The following is a 14,089-nucleotide window of genomic DNA, read 5'->3' as shown; positions in this document are numbered from 1 at the left end:
GCGCTCAAGCCCGGGGCGGCGCGGCGGCCGCCCTGTGTGCTTTCCTCCCCTCAAGATACCCCGCAAACCCCTGCGCCAGCGCATTGGCCTCCCCGCTGCGCACGAGTCGTAGCACCTGCGATTCATAAGGATTGCTTTCCAACGGCCGGAACACCACACGCCCGCCGCCCGTCGCCCCAAGCGCAGCGGGGACGAGCGCGACGCCCATGCCGAACTCCACCATCGTGACGACGGTTTGCCAGAGCCGCGCTTCGTGGCGAATCTGCGGACTGAATCCAGCCTCTACGCAGGTCGCGATGATCTGATCGTGATAATGCGGCGACACCGAGCGCGGAAACAGAATGAACGGTTCGCGCGCGAGCGTGCCGAGTTCGATACGCCGCCTGCGCGCAAGCGCGTGCCCTTCCGGCAGGCAGCAAAGAAACGGCTCGGAAAACAGCACCTCCGACTGCACCTCGGCAGGAAAGCGCCCCCAATGCGCGAAACCCAGATCGATCTGCAAGCGCTGCAGCGCCTGCACCTGCTCGGCCGTGTTCATCTCGCGCAGCACCACTTCCACGGCAGGATGATCGGCCTCGAAACGCCGCACCGCCTCCGGCAACCCGCGATACAGCATCGAATTGACGAAACCGACGCGCAGCCGCCCCGCCAGCCCGTGCGCGGAGCGCGCCGCGATGCGCCGCACTTCGTCGGCCTGCTCCAGCAGCCGGCGCGCCTCTTCGAGCAGCACGTTGCCCGCGTTGGTCAGCGCGACGGCCTTGTTGGTGCGTTCGAGCAACTGCACGCCTAGCTGTTCCTCGAACTTGCGGATATCGAAGCTCAGCGCCGGCTGCGAGATGAAGAGCCGGCGCGCCGCGCGCCCGAAGTGCAGCTCTTCCGCAACAGCCACGAAATAGCGCAGTTGCTTGAGTTCCATGGCGGGCTCCTTCGGCGTTTCATCGATAGATGGCGCTTATCGTACATGACATCGGTTGTATTGGACCGTTATCGAAGCCGCGCCTAAGCTACGCCGAATCACATAGCAAAACAGCACGGAGACAGCACACGATGAGCGATCGCCCCGCTTTCGCCACCCCGGCCACCCTGGCCAGCGGCTCGGCCAACATTCCCGATAGCCGTGGCATCAACTTCTACACGAGCGACCCCGGCTTCGCGCCCCTTTTGCGCGGCTATCTCGGCATCACAGCATTCAGCGCGATCGAAGCACAGCTCGTCGCGCTCGGCCAGCGTGCCTCCGACGAACTAGACGCGCTCGCGCTGGTCGCCGACAAGCACCCGCCCACGCTCGAACAACGCACGCGCAGCGGTGAAGCGATCCAGCGCATCGACAAGCATCCCGACTACGTGGCGCTCGAACGCGTCGCCTACGCGGAGCTTGGCCTCGCGGCCATGAGCCATCGCGAGAGCGCGCCCGCGCCGCTCGTCAAATACGCGCTCACCTATTTGTTCGTGCAGGCCGAGTTCGGCCTGTGCTGTCCCGTGAGCATGACCGACTCGCTCACGCGCACGCTGCGCCGTTTCGGCACGCCCGAACTCATTGCGCGCTATTTGCCGATGCTCGCCTCGCAGGACTTCGACACGCTCTACCAGGGCGCGATGTTCATGACCGAGCAGGCAGCAGGCTCGGACGTGGCGCGCATCGCCACGCGAGCCACGCACGAGCGCGGTGCAAATGGCGATGACGTATGGCGTCTTTACGGCGACAAGTGGTTCTGCTCGAACGCCGACGCCGATCTCGCGATGGTGCTCGCGCGCCCCGACGATGCGCCGCCCGGCATCAAGGGCCTCGCCTTGTTCCTCCTGCCGAAAACGCTCCCCGACGGCACGCGCAACGCCTATCGCATCGTGCGCCTGAAGGACAAGCTCGGCAGCCGCTCGATGGCGAGCGGCGAGATCGTGCTGGAAGGCGCGCAGGCGTACCTGATCGGCGAGGTGGGCCGCGGCTTTCATCAGATGGCGGACATGATCAACATGTCGCGGCTGTCGAACGGCGTGCGCGCCGCGGGCCTCATGCGCCGCGCCGTGACCGAGGCGCTGCACGTGGCGCGCAACCGCGAGGCGTTCGGCCGCAAGCTCATCGAAATGCCGCTAATGCAGCGTCAACTGCTCAAGATGATGCTGCCCGCCGAACAGGCGCGCTCGATGTTCATGCGCATCGCCACGCTGCTCACGCGCGCCGACAAAGGCGACGAACTCGCGGCGAAATGCGTGCGCATTCTCACGCCGCTGATCAAGTTCCGCGCCTGCCGCGACGCGCGCCGCGTGACCGGCGACGCCATGGAAGTGCGCGGAGGCGTGGGCTATATCGAGGAATGGAGCGACCCGCGTCTCGTGCGCGATGCGCATCTCGGCTCGATCTGGGAAGGCACGAGCAATATCGTCGCGCTCGACGTGGCGCGCGCGGCGAAGCGCGAGGGCGCGCTCGAAGCGCTGACGCAGTACTTGCATGCGGAGCTTGCCGAAAGTGGCGTGCCTGAAGCCAGCGCAGCGCTCCTGCGCGACGTGTTCGACCGTGCCGGTGCGGCGCTCGTGAGCGTGGCCGAATGCGGCCGCGACGAATCGGTGCGCCAGGCCGCGAGTGCGCTCTATCACGCCACGACGGCGGCCATCATGACCTGTGAAGCCGCGCAGGTTTCGCAAAACACGCCTGATTACCGGCGCCTCGCGCTCGCCCATCTGCTCGTGCGCCACAAGCTGCTGCCGCGCGACCCGCTCGCGCTCGACGAACGCGACGCAAGCGCCGAAACGCTGCGCGCGCTCGTGGACGAACGGGCGCTGACGCTCGAACAGGCCATGCAACTGCTCCCGGCACACTGAGGCGACGCACGATGAACACCACAAAGGAATCCGAAGCAACTACGGTGAACGGTGCGCTGCATGGCCTGCGCGTGATCGATCTGAGCCGCGTGCTGGGCGGTCCGTACTGCACCCAGGCGCTCGCCGACCACGGCGCCGAAGTCATCAAGCTCGAACCGCCCGACGGCGACGAAACGCGCGGCTGGGGCCCGCCCTTCGTCGGCGATACGGCGTCGTACTACGTGGGCGTGAACCGCAACAAGCAGGGCATCGCCGTCGATCTTTCGCGCGAAGAAGGTCGCGCGATTCTCTGGCAGTTGCTCGAAGGCGCAGACGTGCTGGTCGAAAACTTCAAGCCGGGCACGCTCGCACGCTGGGGCATGGACTACGAGCGCGATCTGCACCCGCGCTTTCCGCGCCTGATTCATTGCGCGATTTCGGGCTTCGGCCCGGACGGCCCGCTCGGTGGCCTGCCCGGCTACGATGCCGTGATTCAGGCGATGGCGGGCCTCATGAGCGTGAACGGCGAGCACGACGGCCCCGCACTGCGCATCGGCCTGCCGATCGTGGACATGGTCACGGGCCTGAACGCGCTCGCGGGCATACTGCTCGCGCTGGCCGAGCGCGAAAAGAGCGGACTCGGACAATCGGTGGATATCGCGCTTTACGACTGCGGCGTGTCGCTTCTGCATCCGCATCTGCCGAACTATTTCGGCAATGGCCGCACGCCGCAGCGCAGCGGCAACGCGCACCCGAACATCGCGCCCTACGACAGCTATGCCACGGGCAACGCGCCCATCTTCCTCGCGGTGGGAAACGACCGCCAGTTCGCGAAGCTCTGCGCGCACCTGGGCGTGCCCGAACTCGCAAACGACCCGCGCTTCGCCGACAACCGCAGCCGCTGCGCGCATCGGCCCGAACTGAAGGCAGCGCTAGAAGCGCGGCTTGCTGCCCATGACTGCGAGCCGCTCGCGCGCGACTTGATCCAGGCCGGCGTGCCGTGCGGCCCCGTGCAAACGGTCGACGCCGTGGCCGCGCATCCGCACACGCAGCACCGCCGCATGATCGTCGAAATGGAAGGCTATCGCGGCACGGGCGCGCCCGTGAAGCTCTCGCGCACGCCGCCGACCTATCGCACGCGCCCGCCCGCGCTCGGCGCCGACACGCGCGCCGTGATGGACGCGCTAGGCATCGACGCCGACACGCAGCAACGGCTCTTCGAAGCCGGCATTGTCAAGGAGCCCGAAACAACCGTAAGCGCCTAGCGTTTCATCGAACCCCAACGGAATACAGACCGGCCCAAGCCGGCTCACCCCGATCAAGGAGACATGCATGACCCGCCCCAACGGAAATTCTGCGCGCCAGCCCGCCCGCGCCTCGCTCGCCGCCTTCGTCGGCACCACCATCGAGTGGTACGACTTTTATATCTACGCCACCGCTTCGGCGCTCATCTTCGGCAAGCTGTTCTTCCCGTCCCACGAGCCGTTCTACAGCACGCTCGCCTCGTTCGGCACCTTCGCCGTGGGCTTTTTCGCGCGCCCCTTCGGCGGGCTCGTGTTCGGGCATCTGGGCGACCGCATCGGCCGCAAAAAGGCGCTCGTCGCCACGCTGTCGATCATGGGCGTCGGCACCGTCGGCATCGGCTTTTTGCCGACCTATGCGAGCGCCGGCGCACTCGCCCCGGCGCTGCTCGTGCTGCTGCGCGTAGCGCAGGGCATTGCGATTGGCGGCGAATGGGGCGGCGCGGTGCTCATGGCCGGCGAGCATGCACCCAGGGAAAAGCGCACGTTTCTCGCCTCGTTTGCGCAACTCGGCAGCCCCGCAGGCCTGATTCTGGCGCTGCTGGCGTTTCGCTTCGTCGCGCATCTCGACCGTGACGCGCTCTTTACCTGGGGCTGGCGTTTGCCGTTCATCGCGAGCGCGGTGCTGCTCGTGGTGGGTCTGCTGATTCGATCGGGCGTGGGCGAATCGCCGGAATTCGAGGCGATCAAGACGCAGCGCCGCACCGCCGCGATGCCGATCGTCGAAGTGCTGCGCGACTCGTGGCGCGTGGTGCTGCTGTGCCTCGGCGCGAACGTGATCGGCGTGGCGGGTGCGTGGTTCGTCAACACCTTCATGCTGAACTACACCACGCAAACGCTCGGGCTCGACCGCGCGCTGATTCTCGACTGCCTCTTCGTCGTCGCGTTCATCCAGCTGTTTACGCAGCTCTTTTCCGGCTGGTTTGCGCAGCGCGTGGGCGCCGGGCGCTTCCTCGTGCTGGCCGCGGCGCTGGCCATGATTTCGCCTTACCCGATGTTCGTGCTCGTCTCCACCGGTCGGCCGGTCGCGATCGTGGTTGGCATTGCGATTGCGGTGATGTGCATGAGCAGCTCGTACGCGGTGATGGCGGGTTTCATGACGAACGCGTTCCCGGTGCGCGTGCGCTACTCGGCTATTTCGATCTCCTACCAATGTTGCGCGGCGCTCGCGGGCGGTCTCACGCCGCTCGTCGGCACGCTGCTCGCGCATGACTATCCCGGGCAGTGGTGGCCGCTGGCGCTGTTTTACAGCGCGCTGGCTGCCATTTCGCTCGTGTGTATCGCGGTGCTGCAGCGTAAGCAGTCGTCGGCCACGCAAAGCGACGTGGGACTCGCGTTGCAGGATTAACGATCTCTGCTACGCGGCCGATATGATGGCCTCGATCAGCCCGTTCAGCGCAACGCGCCACGCTTCGCTGTGCGGGCCTTCAGTCAGCAGCGCGCCGACCACCTCCCGATGCAACGCGTCGCGTTGCTCGCCCGTGGGCAGAATGGCGCCGAAGCCCGCGAGCGACTGCGCGAGCGGAACGTTGACGTCCTCGCCTGCTGCGCGCGTCAACGCGCGCAGCAGGTCTTGCGCCGCTTCGGGCACGGCCGCGATCATGAGCATGCGCTCTTCCCAGATCACGAAACGCGCCAGCCGCGCAAGCAGGCTTTCCGTTCCCGCTCCGCCCTCGGAGGCCGAGGTAAAGACCGGCGTCGTGTCGAGCCATTCGAGGAGGCGCGCGCCCTCCATCGGCTTGCCGATGACATAGCCCTGCGCGCCATCGACGCCGAGAATCGCGAGCGCATGCAGCAAGTCGAGCGTGTCGATGCCTTCGGCGAGCACGAGCCTGCCCAGCGAGTGCCCGAGACGCGTCAACTGGTAGATCACGCGCAGCGTATCGAGCGCGTCGTCGCCCTTCACCTGCACCATTTCCCGGTCGAGCTTGATCCAGTCGAACGGCAATTCGCGCAGGCGCGTGAGGCCGCTATGCCCGGCACCGAGGTCGTCCTGCGCGAGCAGCACGCCTAACTCACGGAACTTCGCGAGAATGGCGCGCTGCCCCTGACTCAACGAGAGTGATTCGTTTTCCAGAACTTCCAGCGTGAGGCGTGCAGCCGGGCAACGGTGTGCGGCGAGCGCCGTGCGGGTCGCTTCGAAATAGCGGATGTCGTTGAGCGCCGCGGGCGGCAGATTGATCGACACATCGAGGTCTCGGCCTTCGGCGTACCAGCGTTCACGGTCGGCGAGCGCCTGATCGATGCCGCGCGCGAAAAGCGCGAGCAGATCGTCGGAAGAGAGCGCCGAGAGAAACACGTCCGGCACGAGCAGACGCTCGCCGTCGCGCAGGCGCGCCAGCGCTTCGACCTTGGTCGCCTTGCCCGTTGCAAGGCTGAGCAGCGGCTGGTAGTGCATTTCCAGCGCGCCGGTGCGCACGAGCGCCGCCCACTGCTGACGCACGCTCACCGGCACCGCGGCGCTCAGGCCATCGCTGCCGGGTATGCGCATCGCCGCGCCGCCGAGCAACGTTTGCAGCAAATCGACGAACGCCACCTGATCGGGCCCGACGAAGCCGCCCGGAAACGCGCTATACAAACACAGCACGGCGAGCGGCGGCTGCCCGGGCGCGGCCAGCGGAATCGCCACCGAAGAGCGCACGCCTTCGCGCGCCGCGAGATCGCGCCACGGCGCAACGAGCGGATCGGTCTGGTAGTTGACCACGCGCTCGGGCTTGCCGCTGCGCCACGCGCGCCCAATGGCGCCCTGCCCTTGCGGATGATCGGCGCGCACGCTGATTTCCTGATCGTGCGCGGCGAGCACATTGAGCATGCCGCCTTCGGTCTTGCCGCCCGCGCCGGCCTCGAAGTGAAAAATGCCCGCTTCGTCGGGACGGCCGATGGCGCAGGCTGTCACTTCGTCGTGCGCCGCCAGTGCGGCGATCACCTGATCGATGAAGTTCGTATAGCTGCCGGCTTCCCACACGAGACGCGTGATGCGCATCAGCGCCTCCTGCTGCGAATCCTGCACGGCCTGATACGCCTTCAGTTGCCACGCGAGGTCGGAAGTCAGGCGGCGCGCATAGAGCGAGAGCTGCTGCGTGCTCACCGTGCGGCCAACGTCCGCGTAGATCAGCTCCTGCAGAATGCCGCGGCTGCGCACGAGCTCTTCCTTGTCGAGCCCGACAATGGCGTGAATACGGCCAATGCGCTGCGCCATGTCTTCGTGTTCGCGCGCGGTGAGGCCGAGGTTGGCAAGGGCAAGGAGATTCTGGACCTGGCGTGCCTTCAGGTGCGCGAGTTCCGCACCCGACAGCATTTCGAGAATACGGCGGGATTTGGGCAGGCGGCCCAGTTCCTCGTAGAAGCGGTTCACCACGTGGGACGCGTGCTCTTGCAGCGCGCCGATCAGCGTTTTCATCTTTGAGCCTTCGATATCACCGCTCTGGCGTCACGGCCCAGATGTGCAAAATGCGCAGGGTGTCACGCCAGATTCATGGCCGTTGTGGTCACTAGCAGCCGCTCGAACAGCGATTCTGGCTCGCACAGAAGGAATGATACGTCATGCGCCGCGAGCGCTTGCACGCGGCGGCATACAGAAGGCACATGCGTGCGCCAACAGCGCTCAACGCAAACTTCAAAGCGGCGTGAGCAGCGCCTCGCCCGCGAAGTGCCGCGCCGCGTTCTCGGCGAAGTGGCGCACGGTGGCGTTGCGCACGTCGGGCGACGTGCCGGCCACATGCGGCGTGAGCACAATGTTGTCCAATTCGATGAGCGCAGCGGGTGGATGCGGCTCGCCCTCATAGACGTCGAGCCCCGCGCCGCCGAGCGTGCCCGCTTTCAGCGCGAGTGCGAGCGCGGCCGTATCGACCACGCTGCCGCGCGAAACGTTGACGAGAAAACCTTGCGGTCCCAGCGCATCGATCACGGCGCGGTCGATCAGATGCTTCGTTTGCGCGCCGCCCGGCGTCGCGATCACGAGAAAGTCGCTCCATTGCGCAAGCGCCATCACGCTCGCGAAGTAACGCGCCTGAGCGCCCTCACGCGGCTTGCGGTTGTGATAGCCGAGTTCCATGTCAAAGCCCGCCGCGCGCCGCGCGACCTTCTCGCCGATGTGCCCGTAGCCGACAATGCCAAGCCGCCGCCCCGTGACCGTGGGGCGCATGGGCAGCGCGTCGCGCCAGACACCGGCGCGGCAAGCAGCGTCGAACTGCGGCACGGCGCGCACGGCCGCGAGCAGCAGCGCGAGCGCGTGGTCGGCCACGCAGTCGGCATTGACGCCCGCGCCGTTGCACAGCGCGATGCCGCGCTCGCGCGCGTGGTCGAGCGCGATGTTCTCGTGGCCCGCGCCAAGCGCGCCCGCGAGTTCGAGCGCGGGCATGCGGTCGATTTCGTCGGCGGTGAGGCCCGTCGTGCCGTTCGTGAGCACCACGCGCACGTCCTTGCCGTGCTGCGCGACCGCTTTGGCGCGCGCATCGGCGTCGGGCGCGTAGATCACATCGAATGTTTCGCCGAAGGCGGCGAGGTCTTCATCGGTCAGCACAATCAGGACCAGCAGGCGTGGCTTCATCGTTGTGTCACCCTTCTCGTTATTGTTTCGATATGCGAATCGAATGCCGCAGCGCTGGCATCACACGGCCGTCACATAGCGCGGCGGCAAGACCTCCACGCGCGGCGCGGCCGCGGCGGCTGCTGCGTCGCGCGCGCGGCGCATCTGGTCGGCGGGGCTCATGCCGAACAGGCGCTTGAATTCGCGGCTGAACTGCGACGCGCTTTCATAGCCCACGCGCGTGGCCGCCGCGCTCACGGTCAAGCCGTCGTGCGTAATGAGGAGGCGCGCATGATGCAGGCGCGTGGTCTTCACGTACTGCATGGGCGAAGTCGAGGTGACCGCCTTGAAGTGCGCATGAAAGACGGCAAGGCTCATGCCCGCCTCGGAGGCCAGCGTTTCGACGTCGAGGTCGCCGCGGTAGTCCGTGTGAATGCGCCGCAGCGCCTTCGCAATGCGCCCGAAGTGGTGCTGGTGCGTGAGCGCCGCGCGAATCGCGTCGCCCTGCTCGCCCATGAGCACGCGGTAGCAGATCTCGCGCACGATCGAAGGCCCGAGAATGCGCGCCTCGTGGGACTGCGCGAGCGCTTCGAGCAAGCGCAGCACGGCGTTCGAGAGCGTGGCGTCGAGCGGCGTGGCGTAGATGCCCGAGGGTTCGGACACGGCGCGGCGCGGGTCGTCGAGCGCCATGAGCAGTTCGGCGACGGTCGTCAGATCGACGCGGATCGAAATGGCGAGAATCGGCTTCTCGAGGCTCGCCTCGGTCTCGCACTCGAACGGCATCGGCACCGAGAGGACCAGATATTGCTGGGCGTCGTAGACGAAGACCTGGTCGCCGAGAAAGCCGCGCTTGCGGCCCTGGCAGACGATGAAGATGCTCGGTTCGTACATGACCGGCCGGCGCGGGTGGCTTTCGCTGCCGCGGTAGAGCCGCACGCCTTCGACCGGCGTGTCGTGCACGCCGTCGCACTGCGTGAGTTGCATGAGCAGGTCGACCGTGCGCGCCTGCGTGGCGGCCGCCGGCGCGATAGCCGCCGCCGCGAGGGTTTTGACGTAGCCCATATCGGTTGTGCCCCAAAAGATGAAATCAGGCAGAGAAACAGGCTTGCCAATCTATCACCGAACCGGTGGATGTGCTGCGCGCCAGGAGAATCAGGCAAGTCTTCGATAGCTTCAGGTATTCCCTGGGTGGGCCCCGATCCTTACGATGGGAACCCTGCCGCAACACCCACGCACCAGAGGAGAGCAAACCCATGTACCCAACTTACGGATATGCCGCCCGCGACGCCGCGTCGCCGCTCGCCCCGTTCGAATTCCAGCGCCGCGACCTGCGCGAACTCGACGTTCGTATCGACGTGCTGTTCTGCGGCGTGTGCCACTCCGACCTGCACCAGGCGCGCGACGAATGGCGCAACACGATCTACCCGGTCGTGCCGGGCCATGAGATCGTCGGCCGCGTGGCCGAGGTTGGCAACGGCGTCACGAAGTACAAGGTGGGCGAACTCGTTGGCGTGGGCTGTCTCGTCGACTCGTGCCGCACCTGCCCGAGCTGCGCCGAAGGCCTCGAACAGTATTGCGAGAACGGCTTTGTCGGCACCTATAACGGCACCGACCGCGTGAGCGGCGACGTGACTTACGGCGGCTACTCCACGCAGCTCGTGGTGGACGAAGCGTTCGTGCTGCGCGTGCCCGAAAACCTCGAACTGGCCGCCGTCGCGCCGCTTTTGTGCGCCGGTATCACGACGTACTCGCCGCTGCGCACGTGGGGCGCGGGTCCCGGCAAGAAGGTCGGCATCGTGGGTCTCGGCGGCCTCGGCCACATGGGCGTGAAGCTCGCGCATGCCATGGGCGCGCATGTGGTGCTGTTCACCACGTCGCCCTCGAAGATCGAAGACGGCAAGCGCCTGGGCGCCGACGAAGTCGTGATTTCGAAAGACCCGGAGCAAATGGCGAAACACGCCAACAGCTTCGACCTGATCGTGAACACGGTGGCCGCGCAGCACGACCTCAACCCGTTCATCGAGCTGCTGCGCCGTGACGGCACGATGACGCTGGTGGGTGCGCCCGAGCACGATCACCCGTCGCCGCAAGTGTTCAACCTGATCATGAAGCGCCGCCGTCTGGCTGGCTCGCTGATCGGCGGTATTGCAGAGACCCAGGAAATGCTGGACTTCTGCGGCAAGCATGGCATTACGTCCGATATCGAAATGATCAAGATGCAGGACATCAACAACGCCTACGAGCGCATGCTCAAGAGCGATGTGAAGTACCGCTTCGTGATCGACCTCGATTCGCTGCGCAAGTAACTCGCAACTGGCGCGCAAGCATCGCGCGGGCCACACGCACCGCTCGCACTGCGCATTCGGACGTAACACCCTGCCCCGCCGGGCCATCCATTCCGGATGGCCCGCCAGCCCTTCCCCTTCGAGGCCTTCTTTTTCGGCCTCCCGTAGTCGAGCCGGCGCCCGCGTGCGCCGCCATCCAATCGTCATCGCTGTTTAACCGCTGAGCGTCGCTTTCCGCGAGACGCCGGCACCGCGAAGCGCATTCATCGCTACGCGGCTCACCCATTTTCTGCAGCAGCGCGGATTTCGTTCAAGCCTCAAGCCCATCGTTAGGAGCTCGCCCGTGATCGACCGCATCCAGGCGATGCGCACGTTCGTGCGCATCGTCGACACCAATAGCTTCACCAAAGCCGCGCAGTCGCTGGATATGCCGCGCGCCAGCGCCACCACGCTGATGCAAAACCTCGAATCGCTGCTCGGCACGCAGTTGCTCGTGCGCACCACGCGGCGTCTTTCGCTCACGCCCGAAGGCGCTGCGTATTACGAGCGCGCCGCGCAGATTCTCGCCGACATCGACGATGCCGAAGCGAGCGTGCGCCAGACGCCTGGCGCGATCGGCGGCCGCTTGCGCGTGGAGATGCCGGGCCTCATCGCCAACGCGATCGTGCTGCCCGCGCTCGACGACTTCCACGCGCGCCACCCGCAGATCGACCTCGTGATCGGCGTGAGCCTGCGTAACGTCGACCTCGTCGGCGAAGGCGTGGACTGCAGCATCCAGTTGGGCGAGCTGCCCGACTCGGGGCTCGCGGCGCGGCGCCTCGGCGTGCTCGAGCACGTGACCTGCGCGAGCCCTGCGTACCTCGAGCGGCACGGCGCGCCGCAAACGCTCGACGATCTCGCGCAGCACCCGGTCGTGAACTTCCTCTCGCCGCTCACGGGCCGCCCGTTCGAGTTCGACTTCGAGGTGGATGGGAGCCCGACCAAGGTGAAGGTGGACGGCTTCGTGCATGTTTCCGACGAGTTCGCCTACCTGACCTGCGGCCTGCAGGGCTATGGCCTGATCCAGCCGCCGCTGCTCGCGGCGCAGCCATACCTGGACAGCGGCGCGCTGCTGGAGGTGCTGCCGCAGTGGAAGCCGCTGCCCACACCGGTTTCGGTGGCGTTCGTGAAGTCGCGCCAGTTGTCGCCGCGCGTGCGCGTGTTCGTGGACTGGCTCGCGGAGCTGTTTGCGGACGCGGGTGCGATCAACCGCGACCTGTCGCGCGTACAGCAGTTATTGGGCGGCCTGCAGCCGGCCCCGGCCTGAAGCAGGCGCGCGTTCAGCGCGGCCGGGTGAGCGCCATGCCCCGCCGCGCGTGAAAACGCGCGACCGTCTCGTAGGGCAGCCACGCATCCGCCTGATACGGCGCGATGCCCGATGGATTGTGGAACCAGACGCCGCCTTCACCGCGTCCGTGCAGCAGGATCAGGTGGCCGCCCTGGCCAGGATTGACCCGCTCGGGGTAGCGGATCTCGGGGCTCACGGAGACGATGGCGAGCGTTTGCGCATCGATGCGCGCGGCGCTCGCCTCGATGCCCTCATCGGTCATCACTTCCACGCGCACGCCGAACGCGGCTTCCACCCATCCGGCGAACGGGCGGTAGATCAACCCGTCCACGCCGCCGTCTTCACGCACGCGATAGACGCCGTGCCGCAACGCCTCTTCGAGCAGCTGCGCGCGCGGCGCATGCGCAACGCCCCAATAGTCGAGCGCCGATTCGAGGCAGGTCAGGCCGCACAGGCGCTTCGCCCAGAAGCGATAGGCATCGGCCTGCGTGAAGCCGCTCGCGCGCCAGTGCGGGTCCTCGCACGGGTCGGCGCCGCGCTCGACGATGGGCGCCACCCAGTCGGCGCTGCCCCACTGGCTGTAATACGGCACGCCTTCATGGCGCCATGTCCTGCCGTTGCACACCTCGCTCAAACGATACCCCTCAATGTAGTAAGGTTGATTGGCCATGCGCGAACGCGCGGCGTTAAAAATCGTGCATCTTCCCGCAATGTCGCGAATATCGTAAGCACCGCGTAAACGGAGCCGAATAAACGCTTACATTCCCGTTATTCAGCGCCAACTTACATTTAGCTAAAATAGCGCCGTCTTTTGGTATTTGATGCGATTAGAATAGCGTGCTCCCGTGTGCAGCTTGCGCGAGGTCCAGTCATACTGGCCTCACGGCGCCACGGCATGATCTATCAGAAACTGAATCTACGAGTCCCCCCTTTTGAGCAGTATGTCGAACGTTGCCTACACAACCGACTCGGCGTCGGTCGCGGAGCGCGTACGCGAGCTGATGAGCCGTCACGGCATTGGCAAGCGTCAGCAAACGACCGAGCTGTGCCGGATTCTTGACCTGAGCTTTTCGCAAGGGCACCGCAAGCTGCGCGGGAACAGCCCGTGGACGCTCGCGCAGATCAAGAAAGTGGCTGAAGCGTTCGGCGAACCTGCGGGCCAGTTGTTCGGCGCGCAGTTGCTCGACCCCGGCATGGTCGGCGCGAGCGCTCAGGAGGCGACGCTCTGCGTGAGCGCGGCCGAGCTGCCGTGCACCGCGTGGATTGGCGCCCCGGTCGAGGCGGGCAGCCGCCCCGACTTCGTCGCCTACGAAAAGCTGGGGCAGTGGCGCGTCGTGCGTCCGGACGGGGCGCTCTACCAGAACGCGCGCGAAGTCCACAAGATCGAGATCTACCCGCGCCGCGCCGAGTCCGACAAGCCGCTCATCGCCGTCGTGGACGACGACCAGTCGTCCGCCGACAACCTGCGCGACTACCTCGAGCACAGCGGTTACGCGGCGCTCGCGCTCTATGGCCTCGCGGCATTCAACGAAGCGCTCGAGAACAATGTGTTCGACGGCGTGGTGATCGACTGGCTGTTCGGCAGCCAGACCGCCGCTGAGGCGATCCGCAGCATACGCGGGTCCGAGAACCCTGATGCGCCTATTTTCGTGCTGACCGGCGAGCTGCTGACCGGCAAGGCCAGCGAGTCGGAGATCAGCCAGGTCGTGCGGCACTACAACGTGGCGTGCTATGAAAAACCAGCGCGCATGGCGATTCTCGTTGCCGATCTTTCCAAGCGGCTCAATCGCGGGTGAGGGCTGCTCGGCGCAGCGTTTTTGTTTGTTGCGGTTCCTTGCCGCTTTGGGCTTTC

General features: G+C 66.3%; 11 protein-coding genes. 6 read left to right on the top strand and 5 right to left on the bottom strand.

Features of this window, described 5'->3' with window-relative positions:
* Positions 1-4 precede the first annotated feature (4 nt).
* Positions 5-916 carry a LysR family transcriptional regulator gene (locus U5A57_RS10135; protein WP_321910448.1) on the bottom strand — a complete coding sequence of 304 codons (912 nt, stop codon included), beginning with the start codon at positions 914-916 and terminating at the stop codon, positions 5-7.
* A 131-nt stretch (positions 917-1,047) separates the two neighbouring features.
* Between U5A57_RS10135 and U5A57_RS10130 the strand changes: the two genes are divergently transcribed.
* From U5A57_RS10130 to U5A57_RS10120, 3 genes are all read left to right on the top strand, one after another.
* Positions 1,048-2,817: an acyl-CoA dehydrogenase family protein gene (locus U5A57_RS10130; RefSeq protein ID WP_321910447.1), complete on the top strand. Its 1,770-nt coding sequence runs from the start codon at positions 1,048-1,050 to the stop codon at positions 2,815-2,817.
* Between the two features lie 11 nt (positions 2,818-2,828).
* Positions 2,829-4,061 (top strand): CaiB/BaiF CoA-transferase family protein, encoded by a 1,233-nt coding sequence (locus tag U5A57_RS10125; protein ID WP_321910445.1) that lies wholly within the window; start codon positions 2,829-2,831, stop codon positions 4,059-4,061.
* A 67-nt stretch (positions 4,062-4,128) separates the two neighbouring features.
* Positions 4,129-5,445: an MFS transporter gene (locus U5A57_RS10120; protein ID WP_321910443.1), complete on the top strand. Its 1,317-nt coding sequence runs from the start codon at positions 4,129-4,131 to the stop codon at positions 5,443-5,445.
* A 9-nt stretch (positions 5,446-5,454) separates the two neighbouring features.
* Here the strand turns inward: U5A57_RS10120 and U5A57_RS10115 are convergent, their stop codons facing one another.
* The 3 genes from U5A57_RS10115 to U5A57_RS10105 form a co-directional block, all read right to left on the bottom strand.
* Positions 5,455-7,497 carry an EAL domain-containing protein gene (locus U5A57_RS10115; RefSeq protein WP_321910441.1) on the bottom strand — a complete coding sequence of 681 codons (2,043 nt, stop codon included), beginning with the start codon at positions 7,495-7,497 and terminating at the stop codon, positions 5,455-5,457.
* 216 nt (positions 7,498-7,713) lie between these two features.
* The gene (locus U5A57_RS10110) at positions 7,714-8,646 is read right to left on the bottom strand and encodes a 2-hydroxyacid dehydrogenase (RefSeq protein WP_321910439.1); all 933 of its coding nucleotides are present in this window, start codon (positions 8,644-8,646) and stop codon (positions 7,714-7,716) included.
* Positions 8,647-8,706: 60 nt separating this feature from the next.
* A complete protein-coding gene (locus U5A57_RS10105) occupies positions 8,707-9,687 on the bottom strand; it encodes an AraC family transcriptional regulator N-terminal domain-containing protein (protein WP_415774600.1) in 981 nt (326 codons plus the stop codon).
* Between the two features lie 191 nt (positions 9,688-9,878).
* Between U5A57_RS10105 and U5A57_RS10100 the strand changes: the two genes are divergently transcribed.
* Positions 9,879-10,931 (top strand): NAD(P)-dependent alcohol dehydrogenase, encoded by a 1,053-nt coding sequence (locus tag U5A57_RS10100; RefSeq protein ID WP_321910438.1) that lies wholly within the window; start codon positions 9,879-9,881, stop codon positions 10,929-10,931.
* Positions 10,932-11,253: 322 nt separating this feature from the next.
* A complete protein-coding gene (locus U5A57_RS10095; protein WP_321910436.1) occupies positions 11,254-12,216 on the top strand; it encodes a LysR family transcriptional regulator in 963 nt (320 codons plus the stop codon).
* Between the two features lie 13 nt (positions 12,217-12,229).
* On the opposite strand, the gene U5A57_RS10090 is transcribed toward U5A57_RS10095, so the two are convergent.
* On the bottom strand, positions 12,230-12,907 hold the full coding sequence (locus tag U5A57_RS10090) for a C39 family peptidase (RefSeq protein ID WP_321910434.1): 678 nt from the start codon (positions 12,905-12,907) through the stop codon (positions 12,230-12,232).
* 271 nt (positions 12,908-13,178) lie between these two features.
* Here U5A57_RS10090 and U5A57_RS10085 point away from each other — a divergent pair, with 271 nt between their 5' ends.
* Entirely contained in the window at positions 13,179-14,033 is an 855-nt protein-coding gene (locus U5A57_RS10085) for a helix-turn-helix domain-containing protein (RefSeq protein ID WP_321910432.1), read from the top strand.
* Positions 14,034-14,089: the final 56 nt, after the last annotated feature.

Origin of the sequence: Paraburkholderia sp. J11-2, assembly GCF_905220185.1 — a bacterium.
Taxonomy (GTDB): Bacteria; Pseudomonadota; Gammaproteobacteria; order Burkholderiales; family Burkholderiaceae; genus Paraburkholderia.
Note: the sequence above shows the minus strand (reverse complement) of the source record. Positions and strands in the feature narration are given on the sequence as shown.

Excerpts from the sequence above, each read along its gene's own strand:
- U5A57_RS10135 (WP_321910448.1), bottom strand. The coding sequence starts at position 916 with ATGGAACTCAAGCAACTGCGCTATTTCGTGGCTGTTGCGGAAGAGCTG.
- U5A57_RS10130 (WP_321910447.1), top strand. The coding sequence starts at position 1,048 with ATGAGCGATCGCCCCGCTTTCGCCACCCCGGCCACCCTGGCCAGCGGC.
- U5A57_RS10125 (WP_321910445.1), top strand. The coding sequence starts at position 2,829 with ATGAACACCACAAAGGAATCCGAAGCAACTACGGTGAACGGTGCGCTG.
- U5A57_RS10120 (WP_321910443.1), top strand. The coding sequence starts at position 4,129 with ATGACCCGCCCCAACGGAAATTCTGCGCGCCAGCCCGCCCGCGCCTCG.
- U5A57_RS10115 (WP_321910441.1), bottom strand. The coding sequence starts at position 7,497 with ATGAAAACGCTGATCGGCGCGCTGCAAGAGCACGCGTCCCACGTGGTG.
- U5A57_RS10110 (WP_321910439.1), bottom strand. The coding sequence starts at position 8,646 with ATGAAGCCACGCCTGCTGGTCCTGATTGTGCTGACCGATGAAGACCTC.
- U5A57_RS10105 (WP_415774600.1), bottom strand. The coding sequence starts at position 9,687 with ATGGGCTACGTCAAAACCCTCGCGGCGGCGGCTATCGCGCCGGCGGCC.
- U5A57_RS10100 (WP_321910438.1), top strand. The coding sequence starts at position 9,879 with ATGTACCCAACTTACGGATATGCCGCCCGCGACGCCGCGTCGCCGCTC.
- U5A57_RS10090 (WP_321910434.1), bottom strand. The coding sequence starts at position 12,907 with ATGGCCAATCAACCTTACTACATTGAGGGGTATCGTTTGAGCGAGGTG.
- U5A57_RS10085 (WP_321910432.1), top strand. The coding sequence starts at position 13,179 with ATGTCGAACGTTGCCTACACAACCGACTCGGCGTCGGTCGCGGAGCGC.